Here is a 19,768-nt window from a genome sequence, read left to right as displayed (position 1 = left end):
TGACTGATGAAAGCGTAGCGGCTGCCACTAGTCGTGCAGGGCCTCGGGGCTCAGGTTCTCGGGCCCGAAGGAGTCCGGCAGCAGTGCTTCCATGTCGTACTCCTTGAGCAGCCGGCCCTCGGCGTCCACCACCCGGATGCGGGTCTCGGGGGTGGCGAACTCGCGGATGCGCTGGCGGCAGTCGCCGCAGGGCGAGCAGAGGTGCCGGCCGGGGCCGATCACCCAGACCTCGCGCAGCTGGCGTTCACCGGCGCTGGCCATGGCGGCGATCGCCGAGGCCTCGGCGCAGATGCCCTTGTAGTGGGCCACCTCCACGTTGGCGCCGGCATAGCGGGTGCCGCTCTCGCTGACCACCAAGGCCCCCACCGGGTGACGGGAGTAGGGCGCATAGGCGCGGTCGCGTACCGCCAGCAGGGCCTCGATGATGGTGGGGTCGTTGGAATCGTTCATGGCATCGCCTCCCGTGCGGCATCATCGCGCAGCACGGCATCCAGCGCGATCTGCATCATGTCGTCGAAGCTGCGCTCTCGCGCGGTGCTGTCCAGGGAATCGCCCCTGAGGATATGGTCCGAGACGGTGCAGACGGTGGCCGCTCGGGCGCCGAACTCGGCGGCGACGCCGTAGAGGCCGGCGGCCTCCATCTCCACGCCGACGATGCCATAGCGCCTGAGCAGCTCGGCGGTCTCGGGGCGCGGGTCGTAGAAGAGATCCGCCGAGAAGAGGTTGCCGATCTTCGTCGCCACGCCGAGGTCATGGGCCGTCTCGGCCAGGGCGCGCGTCAGGGCGAAGTCGGCGGTGGCGGCGAAGTCCATGCCGCCGAATCGCGTGCGGTTGACCCCGGAGTCGGTGCAGGCGCCCAGGCCGATCACCACGTCGCGCACCGCCACGTCGTCGCGGACTGCCCCGCAGGAGCCGACGCGGATCAGCGTGCCGACGTCGTACTCGGTGATCAGCTCCTTGGCGTAGATGGAGACCGAGGGGATGCCCATGCCGTGGCCCATCACCGAGATCTCGCGGCCCTTGTAGCGCCCGGTGTAGCCGGCCATGCTGCGCACCGTGTTGACCTGGCGGACCTCGTCGAGAAAGGTCTCGGCGATGTAGCGGGCACGCAGCGGGTCGCCTGGCATCAGAACGGTATCGGCGAAGTCGCCGCGCTCGGCGTTGATATGGGGCGTTGCCATCAGTGGCCTCCCGTAGCGTTGGATAGCGTGGTGGATGACGAGGCGGACGGAAGGAAGCTGGTGCCGTCGTCCATGGGGGTGAGGTCCAGGTGCGTGGCCAGGCTCTGGCCGATGTCGGCGAAGGTCTCGCGGGCACCCAGCGAGCCCGGGGCGAGGCCCGCACCCAGCGCCAGCACCGGGATGTGCTCGCGGGTATGGTCGGTGCCCGCCCAGGTGGGGTCGCAGCCATGGTCGGCGGTGAGGACCAGAAGGTCATCGTTGCCGAGCTTCGCCAGCAGCTCGGGCAGGCGGGCGTCGAAGGCCTCCAGCGCCGCGGCGTAGCCGGCCACGTCGCGTCGGTGACCGTGGACCATGTCGAAGTCGACGAAGTTGGTCATCACCAGCGAGCGGTCGACCGTGTCGTCCAGAGCCTCGAGGGTCGCATCCATCAGGGCATCGTGGCCGCTGGCCTTCACCGTGCGCGTGATGCCGCAGTGGGCGTAGATGTCGGCGATCTTGCCGATGGCCACCACCGTGCCGCCGTCCTCATTCAGCTTCTGGAGCACCGTGGGGGCGGGCGGCTCGACGCTGTAGTCGCGGCGGTTGGCGGTGCGGGCGAAGCTTGCCGCGTCCGCGCCGGTGAAGGGACGGGCGATCACCCGGCCGATGTTGTACGGCTCGAGCAGGCGGCGGGCGACCTCGCAGAGCGCGTAGAGCCGCTCCAGGCCGAAGGCCTCCTCGTGGGCGGCGATCTGGAACACCGAGTCCGCCGAGGTGTAGACGATGGGCTTGTCGCTTGCCATATGCGCCTCGCCGAGCCGGGCGATGATCTCGGTGCCGGAGGCGTGGCAGTCGCCGAGCACCCCGGGCAGCCCGGCCTCGCGGACCAGCGCCTCCAGCAGCTCGGCGGGAAAGCTGTTCTCTTCCTCGAGGAAGTAGCCCCAGTGTGAGCGCACCGGGACGCCGGCGATCTCCCAGTGGCCCGAAGGGGTGTCCTTGCCGGAGGAGAGCTCCCGGGCGTGGCCCCAGGCGCCGATGGCCGACTCGGGCACCGCAACGCCCTCGGCCCAGGCGCCGGTGCTGGCATGGTGGGCATGGAAGAGCCCCAGCCGCGCCAGGTTGGGGAGCGCAAGCTGCCCCGTTCGGCCGCGGGCGTCGCATTGCCCGCGGGTGCAGGCGGCGGCGATATGGCCCAGGGTGTCGGCGCCGGCATCATTGAAGCGCGCGGCGTCCGGTGCCGCCCCGATGCCGAAGGAGTCGAGCACGAGCACGATGGCGCGGGTCATGGGGCCTCCCGACGGATGACGTCATGGACGAGGGGTGGGGGCGTGGCAGGGCCGTCGCCTACCTTGATGGCCTCGCGGACCTGCCGGGCGGCCCGGTCGGCGTCCGCGGCGCAGGCGGCGTGGACCAGCGCCAGCGGGCGTTCGGCGTCCACCGCCTCGCCCAGGGCGGCGATGCGCGACAGCCCGACCGCGGGGTCGATGGCCTCGCCGGGGGCGCGACGGCCGCCGCCGAGGGCCACCACGGCCAGGCCCAGGGCGCGGGTGTCCATGGCCTGGACCCGGCCCGGGGATGCGGCATGCACCGCGCGTGTCACCGGCGCCTCGGGCAGGTAGTGGCCGGGGCGTTCGAGCAGATCTCCGGGCCCGCCGAGGCCTGCCACCATGCGCGCGAAGCGCTCGGCGGCCGCACCCGAGGCCAGCGCCTCGTCGAGTCGCGCCATGGCCGTGTCCCGGGAGTCGGCCAGCCGGCCGGCCAGCAGGAGTTCGGCGGCCAGGTCGCGGGTCACCGCCAGCAGGCGGCCGTGGCACTTCTCGCCGCCGAGCAGCCGGAGCGCCTCGCGCACCTCGATGGCGTTGCCGGCGCAGGGGGCCAGTGGCTGGCTCATGTCGGTGACCAGGGCGGTGGTCGGCGTGCCGGCCTGGCTGGCCACCTCGGCGATGGTTTGCGCCAACTCTCTGGAGGCTTCCGCGGTGGGCATGAAGGCCCCGCTGCCGGTCTTGACGTCCATCACCAGGGCATCCAGGCCACAGGCCAGCTTCTTGCCGAGGATCGAGCTGACGATCAGCGGCAGCGACTCCACGGTGGCGGTGACGTCGCGCACCGCATAGAGGCGCCGGTCGGCCGGGGCGAGGTCGGCGGTCTGGCCGATGATCGCCACGCCCACCTCCTTGACCAGGCGGCGGAAGGTGGCGGTGTCCGGGGTGACCGAGTAGCCGGGGATCGCCTCGAGCTTGTCCAGGGTGCCGCCGGTGTGGCCGAGGCCGCGACCGGAGACCATCGGCACGTGCCCGCTGCAGGCGGCGACCCAGGGCCCGAGTACCAGCGAGACGAGATCGCCCACGCCGCCGGTGGAGTGCTTGTCGAGCACCGGTCCCGGCAGGTCGAGGCCGGACCAGTCGAGCACCTCGCCGGAGTCGCGGATCGCCTCGGTGAGCGCCACCGTCTCCTCGCCGTCCATGCCCCGCAGGAAGATTGCCATGGCCAGGGCCCCCAGCTGGGCATCCGAGAGGCTGCCTTCTCGGATGCCGGCGACCAGCTGCTGGATCGCCTCGCGGCCGAGCGCACGGCCGTCACGCTTGGCGCGGATCAGCTCCTGGGGAAGAGCCAGGGCGCCCATCAGTAGCCCCCGGACGTCGCGTTGCCGTCTCCGTCGGCCCGCAGGGTCTGCAGCAGGTTGCCGAGCAGTGCCGAGGCGCCGAAGCGGAAGTGGGCCGGGGTGATCCACGCCACGCCCATCAGGCGTTCGGCGAGTTGCAGGTAGGCCAGGGCGTCCTCGACGGTGCGCACGCCGCCGGCGGCCTTGAAGCCCACGTCGCGGCCGCTGTCGCGGATCGCGCGCAGCAGGATCTCGGCCGCTTCCAGGGTGGCATTGACCGTCACCTTGCCGGTGGAGGTCTTGAGGAAATCGGCGCCGCCCTCCAGGGCAAGTTCACTGGCGCGGCGGATCAGGGCAGGGTCCTTCAACTCACCGGTCTCCAGGATCACCTTGAGCAGCGCATCGCCGGCGGCCTGCTTGCAGGCCGCGACCAACTCGCGGCCGGTCTCCTCGTCGCCGGCCATCAGGGCACGCCAGGGAAAGACCACGTCGACTTCATCGGCGCCGGAGGCCGCGGCCGCTCGGGTCTCGCGGGCGGCGGCCATGATGTCGTCGCCGCCGTGGGGGAAGTTAGTGACTGTTACTACCTTGACGATGCCCTCGAGGCCATGGGCCTTCAGCGCACGCCGTGCGGTGACCACGAAGGCTGGGAAGACGCAGACCGCCGCCGGCGTGCCGGCAGGCGTCTTCGCCTGCTGGCAGAGCGCCTCGATGGTGGCGTCGCTGTCGTCGTCGTTGAGGCTGGTGAGGTCCATCAGCGCCAGGGCCTGGCGCGCGGCCTGCTGCAGTTCGGTCATGGAAGCGTCCTGTGAACGGGGATGTCGGAGCCGCGGCGCCGGCCGCGGCGTGTGTCTGTCGTCTGTGCCCTCAGACACCCTTCTCAGCCCTCATTCTCAACCACTCAGGGCGAGAAAGAAGCCGGCGATGGAGGCTGACATCAGGTTGGAGAGGGTGCCGGCCAGCACCGCCTTGAGGCCGAAGCGGGCGATCTCGTGGCGGCGGCTCGGTGCGATGCTGCCCAGCCCCCCGAGCAGGATGGCGATGGAGGAGAGGTTGGCGAAGCCGCACAGGGCAAACGACAGGATCGCCATGGTGTGGGGCGTCATCGCCTGGCCGGTGGCGGCCACCATCTCCTCGCCGCTCAGGTAGGGGCCAAGGTTGATGAAGGCCACGAACTCGTTGACCACGACCTTCTGGCCGATGAAGGAGCCGGCCAGGGTCGCCTCCTCCCAGGGCACGCCGAGCAGGAAGGCCAGCGGGGCGAAGAGCCAGCCGAGCAGCCACTCCAGGCTCAGCTGCTCGAGGCCGAACCAGCCGCCGATGCCACCGAGCATGCCGTTGATCAGCGCGATCAGGCCGATGAAGGCCAGCAGCATGGCGCCGATGTTGGCTGCCAGCATCAGCCCCGAGGAGGCCCCGGCGGCGGCGGCGTCGATGACGTTACTGGGCTTGTCCGCATCCTCCTCCCGTTCTTCCTCGATCTTCGACACGCTGTCCTCGGGCTCGCGAGTCTCGGGCATGATCAGCTTGGCGAACAGCAGCCCGCCCGGGGCGGCCATGAAGGAGGCGGCGACCAGGTACTCCATGGGCACGCCCATGGCGGCGTAGCCGGCCAGCACCGAACCGGCCACCGAGGCCAGGCCGCCGCACATCACCGCGAACAGCTGCGAGGGGGTCATGCGGGCGATGAAGGGGCGCACCACCAGCGGCGCCTCGGTCTGGCCGACGAAGATGTTGGCGGTGGCGGAGAGCGACTCGGTGCGCGAGGTGCCCAGCGCCTTCTGCAGGGCGCCACCGAGCAGGCGGATCACCCACTGCATGATACCCAGATAGTAGAGCACGGCGATCAGCGAGGAGAAGAAGATGATCACCGGCAGCACCTTGATGGCGAAGACGAAGCCGACGCTGTCCACCTCGGCAAGGCTGCCGAAGACGAAGCCGATGCCGTCGTTGGCGTACAGGACCACCTGGCTGACGGCGTCGGAGAGGGTCTTGAGCACGGTCTGGCCGAAGGGCACGTAGAGCACGAAGGCGCCGATGCCGGCCTGGATGGTGAAGGCCCCGACAACGGTCCTCATGCGGATGGCGCGGCGATCGTAGGAGAAGACGAGGGCGATGACCACGAGGGTCACCATTCCCACCAGGCTCATGAAGAGGGTCATGGGGCACCTATCTGGCTGGTCGGCCTGGGTGGCAGGCATCCGGATGCGTGTAAGGTGAAATTTATAACATCCAGTGTTATTTTTCTAACATCTTTCCATCATCGGGCCGCCAGGGGAGCCGCAGGACATGAACGAACGCACTGCCCGGCGTCTCGCCCGACTGAGTGATGCCCTGGCCTGCGGGGGGAGCCTTCGTCTGCATGATGCCGCGGAACTGTGCGGTGTCTCGGAGATGACCATCCGCCGTGACCTGGCTGCCGGGGAGAGCGGGCTGCGGCTGATGGGGGGTCACCTGGTGCGCAGTGACGACCCGCGCTATGCACCGGTCTACGACCTGGCGGCCCAGCAGGACCGTCATGCCGAGGCCAAGCGCCGGCTCTGCGAGCGGGCGGCCCGCCGCATCGAGCCCGGCGATACCCTGTTCATCGACTGCGGCACGACGCTGATGCCGCTGGCCGCCGGCCTGCCGGCCGACCGGTCACTCACCGTGGTGACCTATGCCCTGAACGTGGCCAATGCGGTGAGCGCGCTGCCCGGTGTGCGCCTCATCCTGCTGGGCGGGGTCTACCATGGCTCCTCTCGCTCCTTCGCCAGCGAGGAGATGGGCGACGCCATCCGGCGGCTTGGCATCAACAAGGCCTTCCTCTCCGCGGCGGGCGTGCACCGGCAGAAGGGCCTGAGCTGTTTCCACTTCCACGAGGTGGTTCCCAAGCAGGCGGCGATCGCCACGGCGGCGCATCGCCTGCTGGTGGTGGACCAGAGCAAGCTGGGGGTGATTCGCCCGGCGCGCTTCGCCGGGCTCGAGGAGGTCGACGAGGTCATCACCGACGGCCAGGTCGCAGCATACGGGGGGCCGGCATGACGCGCGCCGCCGAAACCTGTCCGGAATCAAGGCAGGACGGGGAAAGGGTTGCTAACTTGTAAAGCACGAGACACACAATAACGCCCGCTTATCGTCTGGAGACCGCATCCCATGCAAGCCGCAGATGTCATGACCCCCAACGTGATCACCGTCACCCCCGACAGTGAAGTCAGCGAGATCGCCAGCCTGCTGCTGGAACACGGCATCAGTGCCGTGCCGGTGGTCGATGCCGACGACAAGGTGCTCGGCATCGTCAGCGAGGGGGACCTGATGCGCCGGGTCGAGAACGACACTGACCAGCACAAGTCCTGGTGGCTCAAGCTCTTCAGTGGCGGCGGCAATGCCGTGGACTACGTCAAGAGCCACGGCCGCAAGGCCAGCGAGATCATGACGCCGCACCCGCTCACCATCACCGAGGACGAGCCGCTGCACCGTATCGCCTCGCTGCTCGAGAAGCGCCGGATCAAGCGTGTGCCGGTGGTGCGCGATGGCCGGCTGGTGGGCATCGTCAGCCGTTCCAACCTGCTGCGCGGCTTCTCGGTGAGCCGCCAGCCAGCCGCGGGCGGTGACGACCGGGCGATCCGTGACGCCATCCTCAAGGAGGTGGACGAGAACACCGGGGTCATGGTCGACCGGCTCAACGTCATCGTGGCCGACGGCAAGGTGCAGCTCTGGGGGCTGGTGGACAGCAAGGAGCAGCGCCAGGCCGTGCAGGTCGCGGCGGAGAACATCGCCGGCGTGACGGAGGTGGAGAACAACCTGGGCTTCATGCCCCGGGGCATGGGCGGCTACTGAGTCGACGACGCCTCGGCCCATGCGACAGCGGGGCGGCCAGATGGCCGCCCCGCTGTCTTTGATGGTCAGTCATGATCGGGCGCGAAGCCCTCGCCGATGTTGGCGCCGCGGCGACTCAGTCGTTGGTGCCCTGCACCTTGGCCAGGGCCGTTTCCAGGCTCTCGAGGGTGCGCTCCGGATGGTGGAGCTTGTCGAGGCCGAACAGGCCGATGCGGAAGGCGCGATAGTCGTCGCCCTCGTCACACATCAGCGGAACCCCCGCGGCCACCTGGACACCGGCCGCCAGGAACTTGCCGACGATGCCCTCGTCCTCGGTGTAGCAGACCACCACGCCGGGCGCCTCGAAGCCGGGGGCGGCCACGCTGCGAAAGCCGTGCTCGGCGAGCATCCCGCGGACTCGGCGCCCGACGTCCCACTGCTCGTCACGCACCTTGTCGAAGCCATACTGCCGGGTCTCGCGCATCACATCGCGTAGCTGGCGCAGGCCGTCGGTGGGCAGGGTGGCGTGATAGGCGTGGCCGCCGGCCTCGTAGGTTTCCATGATCGACAGCCACTTCTTCAGGTCGCAGGCGAAGCTGGTGCTGGTGGTCTCCTCGATGATCTCCCGGGCCTGGCGGGAGAGCATGACCATGCCGCAGCACGGGCTGGCGCTCCAGCCCTTCTGCGGGGCACTGACCAGCACGTCGACGCCGATGTCCTCCATGTCGACCCAGAGGGTGCCGGAGGCGATGCAGTCGAGCACGAAAAGCCCGCCCTGCTCGTGGATGGCATCGGCGATCTGACGCAGGTAGTCGTCCGGCAGCAGCATGCCCGAGGCGGTCTCCACGTGGGGGGCGAAGACGATATCGGGCTGCTGGTCATGGATCGACTCGATCACGTCCTCGATGGGAGGCGGGGCGAAGGGCGAGGTGGGGTCATCCTCGTCGAGGCGACGCGCCTTGAGCACGTCGACCTCGGAGGGGATCTGGCCCATCTCGAGGATCTGGCTCCAGCGATAGCTGAACCAGCCGTTGCGGATCACCAGGCAGCTGCGACCCTTGGCGAACTGGCGTGCCACGGCCTCCATGCCGAAGGTCCCGCTCCCGGGAACGATCACCGTCGAGTGGGCGTGGTACACCTCCTTCAGCGTAGAGGAGACATCGTGCATCACGCCCTGGAAGCTCTTCGACATGTGGTTCAGTGCGCGATCGGTGTAGACCACCGAGTATTCGAGCAGTCCATCCGGGTCGACATCGGGTAGCAAGCCGGCCATTTCGTTCTCCGTGTTGATTCGGGCCTTCCGGGGCGAAGGCAATAGGTTTCTAAAGCATATTCCCATTGATGAGCCTCGGCCAGCAATGTGCCGCCGTTCCAGGTCCCGCCGCCCGATCCGCCGGTCGTCTCGTGCGAAGCGTTTATATAGCGTGGTGGAGGGGCTTGACGTCGGGGGTGCTCGCGCCTAGGTTGAAATTTGGATATTTTCAGCAAACGTCATGATTTTTGGCCGGGAGCCAGCATGCCCGATAACAACAGCGACACCCAGGCCCCGCTGATTCGCTTCGATGCCGTCCAGAAGACCTATGACGGCGAATCGCTGGTGGTCAAGGACCTCAACCTGAGTATCCGGGAAGGGGAGTTCGTGACGCTGCTGGGGCCCTCGGGGTCCGGCAAGACGACCTGCCTGATGATGCTGGCAGGCTTCGAGAACCCCACCGGCGGCGACATCTTCCTCGGCGAGCAGCGCCTCAACAGCGTGCCGCCCCACAAACGCAACTTCGGCATGGTGTTCCAGAACTATGCACTCTTCCCCCACATGACGGTGGAAGAGAACATCCGCTATCCGCTCAAGACGCGCCGCCTGCCCGCCGACGAGGCCGACCGCAAGGTGTCGGAAATCCTGGACATGATTCAGCTGCGTGAGTTTGCCAGGCGGCGACCGGCACAGCTTTCCGGCGGCCAGCAGCAGCGCGTGGCGCTGGCCCGCTCGCTGGTCTTCGAGCCGCAGCTGGTGCTGATGGATGAGCCCCTCGGCGCGCTCGACAAGCAGCTGCGCGAGCAGATGCAGCTGGAGATCAAGCACCTCCACGAGCAGCTGGGCCTGACCGTGGTCTTCGTCACCCACGATCAGGGCGAGGCGCTGACCATGTCGGATCGCGTGGCGGTCTTCAACGACGGCGTGATCCAGCAGATCGATACCCCGAGCAACCTCTACGAATACCCCGCCAATGCCTTCGTTGCTCAGTTCATCGGCGAGAACAACACCCTCGCCGGCCGCGTCGAGTCGGTGGATGGTGAGCGTTGCCGTGCTCGCTTCGGCGAGGGGCTGAGCACCGGCGCCGTGCTCGGCCCCTCGCTGGGGGTGGGCGATGCCACCCACCTGTCGATCCGTCCCGAGCGGGTCAAGCTCGATGGTGCGGCGCGTGAGTTGCCCAACCGGCTCTCGGCGCGGGTCCACGAGTTCATCTACCTCGGTGACCACTTGCGCGTGCGCTGCGCCCTGCCCGGCAACGACGACTTCGTTGCGCGGGTACCGGTCGATGCGTTCGACCACCAACTGAAGTCGGGCGACACCGTCGAGCTCGGCTGGCGCGACGAGGACGTCCGCGCCCTGGATGCGCCCTGACCCGGCTCAGGGCCTGCCTGCCCGACCGGGCAGGGCTATCGCTAGACCCTCGACAACAATGCAAAGGTCGCTTGCGACCGGGAGAACAAGATGATGCGAGACAACACCCATCCTCCGCAGCCCATGACGCGCCTGGCCCGTGGCGTGGCCCTGGGCGGCCTGTTCACCGCCGGCCTGGCCATGTCGGCCGGGGCTCAGGCGTTGACCGTGATCTCCTTCGGCGGTGCCTCCGGCGAGGCCATGGAGAAGGCCTACTACGGCCCCTTCCAGGAGAGCACCGGGGTCGACCTGACGCCCGGGGACTACAACGGCGAACTGTCGCGCATCCGCGCCATGGTCGAGACCGGCAACGTCAGCTGGGACCTGGTGGAGATGGAATCCCCGGAGCTGGTGCGAGGCTGCTTCGAGGGGCTGTTCGAGTCCATCGACTTGGAACGCCTGGGGCTGGGTGACACCCTCATCGATTCGGCCTACAACGATTGCGGGGTGGGCACCTTCGTCTGGTCCACCGTGCTGGCCTACAACGCCGACGAGCTCGACACCGCGCCGACCTCCTGGGAGGACTTCTGGAACGTCGAGGATTTTCCCGGCAGGCGCGGGCTGCGGCGTGGCGCCAAGTACACCCTGGAATTCGCCCTGCAGGCCGATGGCGTGCCGGCCAGCGAGGTCTATGAGGTGCTGGCCACCGATGAGGGTGTGGATCGCGCCTTCGCCAAGCTCGACGAGATCAAGGAGCATATCCAGTGGTGGGAGGCCGGTGCCCAGCCGCCCCAGTGGCTGGTGGCGGGTGATGTGGTGATGACCTCGTCCTACAACGGCCGCATCGCCGCCGCCCAGGAAGAGGGCAACGCCCTTGAGATCGTCTGGGACGGCAGCATCTACGACCTCGACTACTGGGCCATCGTCGCCGGCAGCGACTACGTCGACGAGGCCTACCAGTTCATCGAGTTTGCCAGCCAGCCCGAGAATCAGGCGGTCTACTCCAGCGAGATCCCCTACGGCCCGGTCCATCCCGACGCCATCGAGGAGCTCGACGAGGAGCAGGCGCGGCGCATGCCGACCCACGAGGAGAACCTCGACGGCGCGCTGGCCATGGACACGGCGTTCTGGGTCAGCTACGGCGAAGAGCTCGAGCAGCGTTTCAACGCCTGGGCGGCACAGTAACCGACTGCCGGGTGGCACCGCCGGGCGCCACCCGGTAGCCCGGGGTCTGCGCGACCCGATTCCTTCCGCTGGGAGACGTCATGCCTACCACCACACTCGATGGCGACGCCGCCGCCCCGGCCCAGGGCAACCTCAAGTCGCGACTGCGCCGCGCCGAGCGCTTGCGCAAGGTCAAGGCGGTCAGCCTGGTCGCGCCGCTGGCGCTGTTCCTGGTCGTGGTCTTCGTGGTGCCCATCGGCAGCATGCTGTTCAACAGCACCGACAACGGCAGCCTGCGACAGATCATGCCGCAGACCGCCTCGTCCCTGCAGCAGTGGGACGGCGAGGGCCTGCCCGGCGAGGCGACCTTCGCGGCATTTGCCGACGAGCTGCGTGACTCCCGCCGCGGCGGGGGACTGGGCAGCGTGGGACGCCGCCTCAACTACGAGGATTCCGGCTTCCGCGGCCTGCTGATGCGCACCCTGATGGGGCTGCCACCGGCTAGCGACAACTGGCGGGATACCTTGGTCGAGATCGACCCGGCCTGGGGCGAGACGGCGACCTGGCGAGGCATCCAGGCCGCCGCACCGCCGCGTACCGACCGCTATCTGCTCGCCTCGCTCGACCTCGAGCGCGGCCCCGACGGCGAGGTGCAACGCGTCGACCAGCAGGACCGCCTCTACCAGGCCGTGTTCCAGCGCACCATGGTGATCGCCGGCGGCGTGACCCTGATCTGCCTGGCGCTGGGCTTTCCGCTGGCCTACCTGCTCGCCACGCTGCCGGCCAGGACCAGCAACCTGCTGATGATCCTGGTGCTGCTGCCGTTCTGGACCTCGCTGCTGGTGCGCACCGCGGCCTGGATCATCCTGCTGCAGTCCAATGGCCTGGCCAACCAGTCGCTGATGGCGCTGGGACTCGTCGAGTCGCCTCTCCAACTGGTGTTCAACCGCATCGGGGTGTTCTTCGCCATGGTGCACATCCTGCTCCCCTTCATGGTGCTGCCCCTCTACAGCGTGATGAAGGGCATCTCGCCCAGCTTCCAGCGCGCGGCGGTATCGCTCGGCGCGCATCCGTTTGCCGCCTTCTGGCAGGTCTATGTACCGCAGACCGTCTCCGGGGTGGCGGCGGGTACCATCCTGGTGTTCATCATGGCGCTGGGCTATTACATCACCCCGGCGCTGGTGGGCGGCCCCGCCGACCAGATGGTGAGCTACTACGTGGCGTACTACACCAATACCACCAACAACTGGGGCATGGCCGCGGCCCTGGGCAGCATCCTGCTGGTGGTCACCCTGCTGCTCTACCTGGTCTACCACCGCTTGGTGAACCGCAGGCAGCTGATCCGGCGCTGAGCCCGGGAGGAGAACGACGCATGGCATTGCCCCCCTACGCCTCGCCGGCGGAGAAGCTCTGGTTCTGGGCATTCAGGGTCCTGTGTGGCCTGGTGCTGCTGTTCCTGATCACCCCGGTGCTGGTGATCATCCCGCTGTCGTTCAGCAGCGGCTCCTTCCTGACCTACCCGCTGCCGGGTTTCTCGCTGCGCTGGTACACCGAGATCTTCGACCCCTCCGGTCCCTGGCTGGCGGCGCTGAAGAACAGCCTGATCGTGGCCCCGCTCGCCACCCTGCTGGCAATGGCGCTCGGCACCCTGGCCGCGGTGGGGCTCAACCGCGCCGACTTTCCCGGCAAGGGCATGCTCCTGGCGTTGCTCATCTCGCCGATGGTGGTGCCCCTGGTCATCGTTGCCGTGGGCATGTACTTCTTCTTCGCCCAGGTCGGACTGCTCAATTCCTATTCGGGCCTGGTGCTGGCCCACACGGTTCTAGGCGTTCCCTTCGTGGTGATCACCGTGAACGCCACCCTGCAGGGGTTCGATTTCAACCAGGTGCGCGCCGGGGCGAGCCTGGGCGCCAGTCCCATGCGGGTCTTCTTCACCGTGGTGCTGCCGCAGATCCTGCCCGGGGTGGTGTCGGGAGGACTGTTCGCCTTCGCCACTTCCTTCGACGAGGTGGTGGTGGCGCTGTTCATCGCCAGCCCCACCGAGCGCACCCTGCCGATCCAGATGTTCTCGGGAATCCGCGAGAACATCAGCCCAGCCATCGCCGCCATGGCCACCATCCTGATCCTGCTCTCGACCCTGCTGCTGGTGACCATGGAACTGCTGCGCCGGCGCAGCGAGCGGCTCAAGGGCAGCGTGGAGTAGAAGGGCGCATCGGAATTGCTCGAGGCGTTCCCGGCGCCTCTCACTTTGCGAAATGCCACCGTGTGGCAACGCTGCCTCAGTCTCGCTGGGCGGCCTGGATGGCGGTCAGGGCGATGGTGTAGACGATATCGTCGACCAGGGCGCCACGGGAGAGGTCGTTCACCGGCTTGTTGAGGCCCTGCAGCATGGGGCCGACGCTGACCACCCCGGCGCTGCGCTGGACCGCCTTGTAGGTGGTGTTGCCGGTGTTGAGGTCGGGGAAGACGAAGACGGTGGCGCGACCCGCCACCGGGGAGTCCGGCGCCTTCTGGCGGCCGACGCTCTCGATGGCGGCGGCGTCATACTGCAGCGGGCCGTCGATGCACAGCGAGGGCTCGCGTTCCCGGGCAATGCGGGTGGCCTGGCGGACCTTCTCCACGTCGGCGCCGCTGCCGGACTCGCCGGTGGAGTAGCTGATCATGGCCACCCGGGGCTCGATGCCGAAGGCCGCGGCTGAGCGGGCGCTCTGGATGGCGATCTCGGCCAGGGCCTCGGCGTCCGGGTCGGGGATCACGGCGCAGTCGCCATAGACCACCACCTGCTCGGGCAGCAGCATGAAGAAGATCGACGACACCTGCCGATAGCCGGGCGCCGTCCGGATCAGCTGGAAGGCCGGGCGCACGGTGTTGGCGGTGGTGTGGATCGCCCCGGAGACGAGGCCATCCACCTCGTCCACGGCCAGCATCATGGTGCCGAGCACCACGTTGTCCTGGAGCTGGTCTGCGGCCGTCAGCGCGTTGAGCTTGTCGGGGCGTCGTTCGACCATCGGCCCCACGTAGTCCCTTCGGATGCCGGCGGGGTCGAGGATCTCGAGCTCCTCGGGCAGTTCGATGCCGCGCTGGCGGGCCACCTCCTCGACTTCCTCGCGCCTGGCCAGCAGCACGCAGCGGGCGATGCCGCGCTGCTGACAGATCACCGCGGCTTCCACGGTGCGCGGCTCGCTGCCCTCGGGCAGCACGATGCGCTTGCTGGCCTGCTGGGCCAGCTTGACCAGCTGGTGGCGAAAGGCGGCGGGGGAGAGCCGGCTCGGATAGCCGCGGCTGAGGTTCTCCTTCAGCCACGCCAGGTCGAGGTGGCCGGCAACGAAGCGGGTCACCTGTTCGGCCCGCTCCGGGTCGTCGATGGGGATATCGTTGGTCATGCGATCGAGGCGCTGAGCCGTGGCGAAGCTGTCGGAGTCCACCGCCATCACCGGCAGCCCGCTGCGCAGTGCCGGTCGGCAGAACTCGATCATGGCTTCATCCGGCAGCTCGTCGTGGGTCAGCAGGATGCCTGCCAGAGGCACGCCGTTCATGGTCGAGAGTGCCGCGGCGAGCAGGATGTCGTCGCGGTCGCCGGGAGTGACCAGCAGGCGGCCGGGGCGGAACACGTGCAGGGCGTGGGAGGCGCTGCGTGCACACAGGCTGGTGCCCAGCACGCGGCGGCTGGCGGCCTCGCCCTCGTGGAGGAAGCGCGCCTCCAGGGCACGGGCGACGTCCAGCACCCGGGGTGCCGAGAGGGCCGCATGCCAGGGCACGGCGCCGATCAGCTGGAAGCGCTCGCCGCCCAGGGCCGGCAGGTAGCGGCGCAGGCGGTCGACCAGTTGCTCGTCACGCCGGGCGGTGAGCTCGGGGGCCGCCAGGGGCGTGGGAGCATCGCCGTCCGGCAGCGGGCGCAGCCGCATCAGGATACAGCCCAGGGTGCGCGGCGAGTCGACGCCATCGAAGGCCTGGGCATGCATGTCGAGCCGTTCCGCCAGGTCCTGGGGGTCCCTCAGGTCACCATCGGCCACCAGGATGGTGCGCGCATTGAGGGCATGGGCCAGCTGGGCGTTGAGCCGGGTCGCATAGCTGCTGTGCTGGCTGGGTGCCAGTCCCTCGATCACCACCAGCTCGGGGGCCTCGCCCGCGTCCGGAGTGGCGACCCGGGCATGGCGCTCCACGGCCTCCTCCATCAGCTCGTCGCTGCGGTCCTCGCGCAGCAGGCGCTCCAGCCGTGCCTGGGGGAGCGGTGCCGGAGGCGCCAGGCCCAGGGTGCTGGCCGCCAGGGCACAGGAGCGGTCCGGCCCGTTGCCGTTGAGTTCGTCCTGTCGAAACGGCTTGAGAAAGCCGGCCTTGAGCCCGAGGGTATCCAGGGCGCGGATCAGGCCGAGGCAGGCCGAGGTCAGGCCCACGCCGCTGTCGGTGGGCACCAGCAGCAGGTTGCGGGGTTCGGGACGGTGATCAAGTGGCGTCATGGTGGCTCTCTTGCAGCAGCTGGCGGGTTTCTTCGGCGATGCGCCCCTCCTCGTCGGTGGGGATGACCCACAGCTCGGGACCACCCGCGTCGAGATCGATGCGACCCTCGTGGCCACCGAAGGTGACGGCGTTGGCCACGGCATCCAGCCGCAGGCCGAAGTGGGGCAGCTGTTCGATCACCCGGGCGCGCACGGCGCTGGCATTCTCGCCGATCCCCCCGGTGAAGGCGATGCCATCCAGGCGGGGCAGGCCGCAGGAGAGGGCCGCCAGCGACTTGGCAATGCGGTAGCAGAATACCTCGATGGCCAACTCGGCGCCCGCGTGATGCTCGGCGGCGGCCTGCTCGAGGCGGCGCATGTCGTTGGAGAGGCCGGAGAGCCCCAGCAGGCCGCTCTCCTTGTTGAGCAGGGTGTCGATGCGCGCGATCGACCAGCCCAGCTGGCGGGCCAGGTGGGCATGCAGGCCCGGGTCCACGTCGCCGCTGCGGGTGCCCATCACCAGCCCCTCCAGCGGGGTGAGCCCCATGCTGGTGTCGACGCTCTTCCCTTGCCAGACCGCGCAGGTGGAACAGCCGTTGCCCAGGTGGGCGATCAGCCAGCCGCCATGGGGGCGACCGCCGAGGGCATCGAGCCGGGCACTCACATAGGCGTGGCTGCTGCCATGGAAGCCGTAGCGGCGGATGCCGTGGTTGCGATAGAGCCCTTCCGGCAGCGCATAACGGTAGGCACGAGGCGGCAGGGTCTGGTGGAAGGCGGTATCGAACACCGCCACCTGGGGCAGGTCGGGGAACAGCTCAAGCGTCGTCTTGACCCCCGTCAGGTTGGCCGGGTTGTGCAGCGGCGCCAGGGCCTCGGTGGCCTCGATGGCCCGCCTCACGCCAGCATCGATGCGGGTCGCGCGGGTGAAGCGCTCGCCGCCGTGGACGATGCGATGTCCTACCGCCACGGGATGCAGCCCCTCCAGGCGCTCATGGATGGCCGTCATGGCCTCGGCGTGGTCGGCGCCGTGCAGGGGGCATGAGAATTCCCGTCCGGCGCCGTCGACGCCCGTGAGGCGCGCATCCTCGCCGCCCAGGCGCTCGGCCAGGCCGGCCAGGCGAGGATGGTCTGGAGAGGCGGGAACGAGGGCATACTTGATGGACGAAGAGCCGCAGTTGATTACCAGTACCGGGTCGTTCATGGCGCGTCCTGTTCAGGGATGTCGGGGGGCGCGGATGATGCGGCCAGGGTGTGCCCGGCGAACGGCTCCCGGGCAGGGCGAATCTAACATGTTGCAGTGCGGGATGCAGTGACCTGACGGCGCGCGTCCTGCCGTCTCCCTCTCCCATCGCAGGGCGCTGCGGAACATGTTGCACTTTGGTCGATGCTGTACCAGAATGAAAACTGCGAAGGGAAACGCTGTTTCCTAACTGGGAGGCTCACCATGAAGACCATCACGATTTCCACCGTCTCCGCTGCCCTGCTGCTGGCCGGAGCTACCGCCCATGCCCAGGGCAGCCCGATGAACTATCAGCCGAGCCCCTACATCGGTGGCGATGTCCTGTTCTGGGAGCTCGACCCGGAAGGGCGTGGCAACTTCGACAGCACCGGCCTGCGCCTGCGGGCTGGTGTGGCGTTCAACGACTACTTCGCCCTGGAAGGCCACCTCGGCACCGGCGGCTCGGATGGCAACGTCGAGCTGGATTACCTGGCCGGCGCCTATGCCAAGGGTATCCTGCCGATCGCTCCGGAATTCCGCCTCTACGGCCTGGCGGGCTTCACCGAGGTGGATGCTGACGTGGATGACGAGAGTGGCTTCTCCTACGGTGCTGGCGCCGAGTTTGACGTGACGCACAACCTCGCCGTGGGGGCCGACTACATGCGCTACCTGGACGAGTCGAACTACACCTTCGATGCCGCCAGTGTCGGGGTGACGTTCCGCTTCTGATCGCCCGGCGGCCCCACACCGCCATGCCATGAAATGAAAGGCGCCCTCGCCGGGAAACCGGCGAGGGCGCTCTGCTTGGCGGGGCCGTCGGCGGTCAGACTTCCGAGTAGAGCTCACCTCCCTTGCGGCGGAACTTCTCCGCCTGCTCCTCCATGCCCTTCATGACGGCGTCCTGGTCGCCGTCGAGGCCATGCTCGTTGGCGTAGTCACGCACCTCCTGGCTGATCTTCATGGAGCAGAACTTGGGCCCGCACATGGAGCAGAAGTGGGCGACCTTGGCCGAGTCCTTGGGCAGGGTCTCGTCGTGGTACTCGCGGGCCGTGTCCGGGTCGAGGCCGAGGTTGAACTGGTCCTCCCAGCGGAACTCGAAGCGCGCCTTGGACAGGGCGTTGTCGCGACGTTGGGCGGCCGGGTGGCCCTTGGCGAGGTCGGCGGCGTGGGCGGCGATCTTGTAGGTGATGATGCCGGTCTTGACGTCGTCCTTGTTGGGCAGGCCGAGGTGCTCCTTGGGGGTCACGTAGCAGAGCATGGCGCAGCCGAACCAGCCGATCATCGCCGCGCCGATGCCCGAGGTGATGTGGTCGTAGCCCGGCGCGATGTCGGTGACCAGCGGCCCCAGCGTATAGAAGGGCGCCTCGTCGCAGACCTCGAGCTGCTTGTCCATGTTCTCCTTGACCAGGTGCATGGGCACATGGCCGGGGCCCTCGATCATCACCTGCACGTCGTGCTTCCAGGCGATGTGGGTCAGCTCGCCGAGGGTCTCGAGCTCGGCCATCTGGGCCTCGTCGTTGGCGTCGGCCACCGAGCCGGGGCGCAGGCCATCACCCAGCGAGAAGGCGACATCGTAGCGCTTGCAGATCTCGCAGATCTCCTCGAAGTGCTCATAGAGGAAGCTCTCCCGGTGATGGTAGAGGCACCACTTGGCCATGATCGAGCCGCCCCGCGAGACGATACCGGTCACGCGCTTGGCGGTCAGCGGCACATAGCGCAGCAGCACCCCGGCGTGGATGGTGAAGTAGTCCACGCCCTGCTCGGCCTGCTCGATCAGGGTGTCGCGGAATACCTCCCAGGTGAGGTCCTCGGCCACCCCATTGACCTTCTCCAGCGCCTGGTAGATGGGCACGGTGCCGATGGGCACCGGGGCGTTGCGGATGATCCACTCGCGGGTCTCGTGGATGTTCTGCCCGGTGGAGAGGTCCATGATGGTGTCGGCGCCCCAGCGGATGCCCCAGGTCATCTTGTCGACCTCCGCCTCGATGGAGGAGGTCACCGCCGAGTTGCCTAGGTTTCCGTTGATCTTCACCAGGAAGTTGCGGCCGATGATCATCGGCTCGGACTCGGGGTGGTTGATGTTGTTGGGGATGATGGCGCGGCCCACCGCCACTTCCTGGCGCACGAACTCCGGGGTGATCTCCTCCGGCAGCCGCGCACCGAAGCCCTGGCCCGGATGCTGCTGGCCGAGGATGCGCTCGACTTCCTCGGTTCCCAGGGCTTGGCGCCGCTGGTTCTCGCGAATGGCGATGAATTCCATCTCCGGGGTGATGATGCCCTGGCGCGCATAGTGCAGCTGGGTGACGTTCCTGCCTTCCTTGGCCCGCCGCGGGGTACGGGTCAGGTCGAAGCGCAGCGGGGCGAGCGTGGGATCGTTGGCACGGCGACGGCCGTACTCGGAGGTGGGGCCGTCGAGCCGTTCCGTATCGTCGCGCTGCTCGATCCAGGCGCGACGCAGCTCGGGCAAGCCGCGGCGCAGGTCGATCTCGGCGTCCGGGTCGGTGTAGGGGCCGGAAGTGTCGTAGACCAGCAGCGGCGGGTTTTCTTCATCGGCGCCGGAGGTGCGGGTGGGCGACAGCGAGATCTCGCGGAAGGGCACGCGGATGTCCGGGCGCGAGCCCTCGACGTAGCGCTTGCGCGAGCCGGGCAACGGCCGGATAGCGGCCTCGTCGACGCGGGCGGTCTCGGCGAGAAAGTGGGCGGTCTTGCTCATGCGGTGTTCTCCCTTGGGTTTCATGGGGTTGTCAGGGAGGACAAGCTGGGGAGGACAGGGGCCGCCAGGCATGG

Annotated in this window: 17 protein-coding genes; 7 read left to right on the top strand and 10 right to left on the bottom strand. The window is 68.4% G+C overall.

The genetic code is table 11. From position 1 onward, the window contains the following. Window positions 1-27 precede the first annotated feature (27 nt). The 6 genes from cdd to QLQ83_RS11275 all read right to left on the bottom strand — a co-directional run bounded on the left by cdd (window position 28) and on the right by QLQ83_RS11275 (window position 5,924). A complete protein-coding gene (gene cdd, locus QLQ83_RS11300) occupies window positions 28-450 on the bottom strand; it encodes a cytidine deaminase (RefSeq protein WP_282735629.1) in 423 nt (140 codons plus the stop codon). Next, window positions 447-1,181, bottom strand: a complete 735-nt coding sequence (deoD, locus tag QLQ83_RS11295) for a purine-nucleoside phosphorylase (protein ID WP_282735628.1) — start codon at window positions 1,179-1,181, stop codon at window positions 447-449. Before deoD ends, cdd begins: the two co-directional genes overlap by 4 nt. Further along, the gene (locus tag QLQ83_RS11290; protein ID WP_282735627.1) at window positions 1,181-2,446 is read right to left on the bottom strand and encodes a phosphopentomutase; all 1,266 of its coding nucleotides are present in this window, start codon (window positions 2,444-2,446) and stop codon (window positions 1,181-1,183) included. The genes deoD and QLQ83_RS11290 overlap by 1 nt, the downstream gene beginning before the upstream one ends. Further along, on the bottom strand, window positions 2,443-3,783 hold the full coding sequence (gene deoA / locus QLQ83_RS11285) for a thymidine phosphorylase (protein ID WP_282735626.1): 1,341 nt from the start codon (window positions 3,781-3,783) through the stop codon (window positions 2,443-2,445). Before deoA ends, QLQ83_RS11290 begins: the two co-directional genes overlap by 4 nt. Then, window positions 3,783-4,559, bottom strand: a complete 777-nt coding sequence (deoC, locus tag QLQ83_RS11280) for a deoxyribose-phosphate aldolase (RefSeq protein WP_282735625.1) — start codon at window positions 4,557-4,559, stop codon at window positions 3,783-3,785. Before deoC ends, deoA begins: the two co-directional genes overlap by 1 nt. Window positions 4,560-4,655: 96 nt before the next feature. Further along, entirely contained in the window at window positions 4,656-5,924 is a 1,269-nt protein-coding gene (locus QLQ83_RS11275; RefSeq protein WP_282735624.1) for a NupC/NupG family nucleoside CNT transporter, read from the bottom strand. 127 nt (window positions 5,925-6,051) lie between these two features. Here QLQ83_RS11275 and QLQ83_RS11270 point away from each other — a divergent pair, with 127 nt between their 5' ends. Further along, window positions 6,052-6,786, top strand: a complete 735-nt coding sequence (locus QLQ83_RS11270; RefSeq protein WP_282735623.1) for a DeoR/GlpR family DNA-binding transcription regulator — start codon at window positions 6,052-6,054, stop codon at window positions 6,784-6,786. 111 nt (window positions 6,787-6,897) lie between these two features. Next, complete coding sequence (locus tag QLQ83_RS11265; RefSeq protein ID WP_282735622.1) at window positions 6,898-7,581, top strand: CBS domain-containing protein; 684 nt, start codon at window positions 6,898-6,900, stop codon at window positions 7,579-7,581. 115 nt (window positions 7,582-7,696) lie between these two features. On the opposite strand, the gene QLQ83_RS11260 is transcribed toward QLQ83_RS11265, so the two are convergent. Further along, window positions 7,697-8,833, bottom strand: coding sequence for an aminotransferase class V-fold PLP-dependent enzyme (locus QLQ83_RS11260; RefSeq protein WP_282735621.1), 1,137 nt, complete (start codon window positions 8,831-8,833; stop codon window positions 7,697-7,699). Between the two features lie 243 nt (window positions 8,834-9,076). Here QLQ83_RS11260 and QLQ83_RS11255 point away from each other — a divergent pair, with 243 nt between their 5' ends. The 4 genes from QLQ83_RS11255 (at window position 9,077) to QLQ83_RS11240 (ending at window position 13,529) form a co-directional block, all read left to right on the top strand. Beyond that, on the top strand, window positions 9,077-10,183 hold the full coding sequence (locus tag QLQ83_RS11255) for an ABC transporter ATP-binding protein (RefSeq protein WP_282735620.1): 1,107 nt from the start codon (window positions 9,077-9,079) through the stop codon (window positions 10,181-10,183). 90 nt (window positions 10,184-10,273) lie between these two features. Further along, on the top strand, window positions 10,274-11,347 hold the full coding sequence (locus QLQ83_RS11250) for an ABC transporter substrate-binding protein (RefSeq protein WP_282735619.1): 1,074 nt from the start codon (window positions 10,274-10,276) through the stop codon (window positions 11,345-11,347). Between the two features lie 80 nt (window positions 11,348-11,427). Next, on the top strand, window positions 11,428-12,678 hold the full coding sequence (locus QLQ83_RS11245) for an ABC transporter permease (RefSeq protein WP_282735618.1): 1,251 nt from the start codon (window positions 11,428-11,430) through the stop codon (window positions 12,676-12,678). 20 nt (window positions 12,679-12,698) lie between these two features. Beyond that, complete coding sequence (locus tag QLQ83_RS11240) at window positions 12,699-13,529, top strand: ABC transporter permease (RefSeq protein ID WP_282735617.1); 831 nt, start codon at window positions 12,699-12,701, stop codon at window positions 13,527-13,529. 76 nt (window positions 13,530-13,605) lie between these two features. Here the strand turns inward: QLQ83_RS11240 and pta are convergent, their stop codons facing one another. Together pta and QLQ83_RS11230 are read right to left on the bottom strand one after the other, a co-directional pair. After that, window positions 13,606-15,783, bottom strand: coding sequence for a phosphate acetyltransferase (pta, locus tag QLQ83_RS11235; protein WP_282735616.1), 2,178 nt, complete (start codon window positions 15,781-15,783; stop codon window positions 13,606-13,608). Beyond that, entirely contained in the window at window positions 15,770-16,963 is a 1,194-nt protein-coding gene (locus QLQ83_RS11230) for an acetate/propionate family kinase (protein WP_282735615.1), read from the bottom strand. Before QLQ83_RS11230 ends, pta begins: the two co-directional genes overlap by 14 nt. A gap of 243 nt (window positions 16,964-17,206) precedes the next feature. Between QLQ83_RS11230 and QLQ83_RS11225 the strand changes: the two genes are divergently transcribed. Continuing rightward, complete coding sequence (locus QLQ83_RS11225; protein WP_282735614.1) at window positions 17,207-17,710, top strand: porin family protein; 504 nt, start codon at window positions 17,207-17,209, stop codon at window positions 17,708-17,710. A 94-nt stretch (window positions 17,711-17,804) separates the two neighbouring features. On the opposite strand, the gene thiC is transcribed toward QLQ83_RS11225, so the two are convergent. Next, on the bottom strand, window positions 17,805-19,694 hold the full coding sequence (gene thiC, locus QLQ83_RS11220; RefSeq protein ID WP_282735613.1) for a phosphomethylpyrimidine synthase ThiC: 1,890 nt from the start codon (window positions 19,692-19,694) through the stop codon (window positions 17,805-17,807). Window positions 19,695-19,768: the final 74 nt, after the last annotated feature.

The organism is Halomonas rhizosphaerae (assembly GCF_030010555.1).
Taxonomy (GTDB): Bacteria; Pseudomonadota; Gammaproteobacteria; order Pseudomonadales; family Halomonadaceae; genus Halomonas; species Halomonas rhizosphaerae.
This window is presented reverse-complemented; position numbering and strand designations above follow the sequence as displayed.

What these genes read in the sequence shown, in the direction of transcription:
- QLQ83_RS11270 (WP_282735623.1), top strand. Translation starts at nt 6,052, where the DNA reads ATGAACGAACGCACTGCCCGGCGTCTCGCCCGACTGAGTGATGCCCTG.
- QLQ83_RS11290 (WP_282735627.1), bottom strand. Translation starts at nt 2,446, where the DNA reads ATGACCCGCGCCATCGTGCTCGTGCTCGACTCCTTCGGCATCGGGGCG.
- QLQ83_RS11240 (WP_282735617.1), top strand. Translation starts at nt 12,699, where the DNA reads ATGGCATTGCCCCCCTACGCCTCGCCGGCGGAGAAGCTCTGGTTCTGG.
- QLQ83_RS11275 (WP_282735624.1), bottom strand. Translation starts at nt 5,924, where the DNA reads ATGACCCTCTTCATGAGCCTGGTGGGAATGGTGACCCTCGTGGTCATC.
- QLQ83_RS11230 (WP_282735615.1), bottom strand. Translation starts at nt 16,963, where the DNA reads ATGAACGACCCGGTACTGGTAATCAACTGCGGCTCTTCGTCCATCAAG.
- QLQ83_RS11260 (WP_282735621.1), bottom strand. Translation starts at nt 8,833, where the DNA reads ATGGCCGGCTTGCTACCCGATGTCGACCCGGATGGACTGCTCGAATAC.
- QLQ83_RS11250 (WP_282735619.1), top strand. Translation starts at nt 10,274, where the DNA reads ATGATGCGAGACAACACCCATCCTCCGCAGCCCATGACGCGCCTGGCC.
- deoA (WP_282735626.1), bottom strand. Translation starts at nt 3,783, where the DNA reads ATGGGCGCCCTGGCTCTTCCCCAGGAGCTGATCCGCGCCAAGCGTGAC.
- thiC (WP_282735613.1), bottom strand. Translation starts at nt 19,694, where the DNA reads ATGAGCAAGACCGCCCACTTTCTCGCCGAGACCGCCCGCGTCGACGAG.
- pta (WP_282735616.1), bottom strand. Translation starts at nt 15,783, where the DNA reads ATGACGCCACTTGATCACCGTCCCGAACCCCGCAACCTGCTGCTGGTG.
- QLQ83_RS11255 (WP_282735620.1), top strand. Translation starts at nt 9,077, where the DNA reads ATGCCCGATAACAACAGCGACACCCAGGCCCCGCTGATTCGCTTCGAT.
- deoD (WP_282735628.1), bottom strand. Translation starts at nt 1,181, where the DNA reads ATGGCAACGCCCCATATCAACGCCGAGCGCGGCGACTTCGCCGATACC.
- deoC (WP_282735625.1), bottom strand. Translation starts at nt 4,559, where the DNA reads ATGACCGAACTGCAGCAGGCCGCGCGCCAGGCCCTGGCGCTGATGGAC.
- QLQ83_RS11265 (WP_282735622.1), top strand. Translation starts at nt 6,898, where the DNA reads ATGCAAGCCGCAGATGTCATGACCCCCAACGTGATCACCGTCACCCCC.
- QLQ83_RS11245 (WP_282735618.1), top strand. Translation starts at nt 11,428, where the DNA reads ATGCCTACCACCACACTCGATGGCGACGCCGCCGCCCCGGCCCAGGGC.
- QLQ83_RS11225 (WP_282735614.1), top strand. Translation starts at nt 17,207, where the DNA reads ATGAAGACCATCACGATTTCCACCGTCTCCGCTGCCCTGCTGCTGGCC.
- cdd (WP_282735629.1), bottom strand. Translation starts at nt 450, where the DNA reads ATGAACGATTCCAACGACCCCACCATCATCGAGGCCCTGCTGGCGGTA.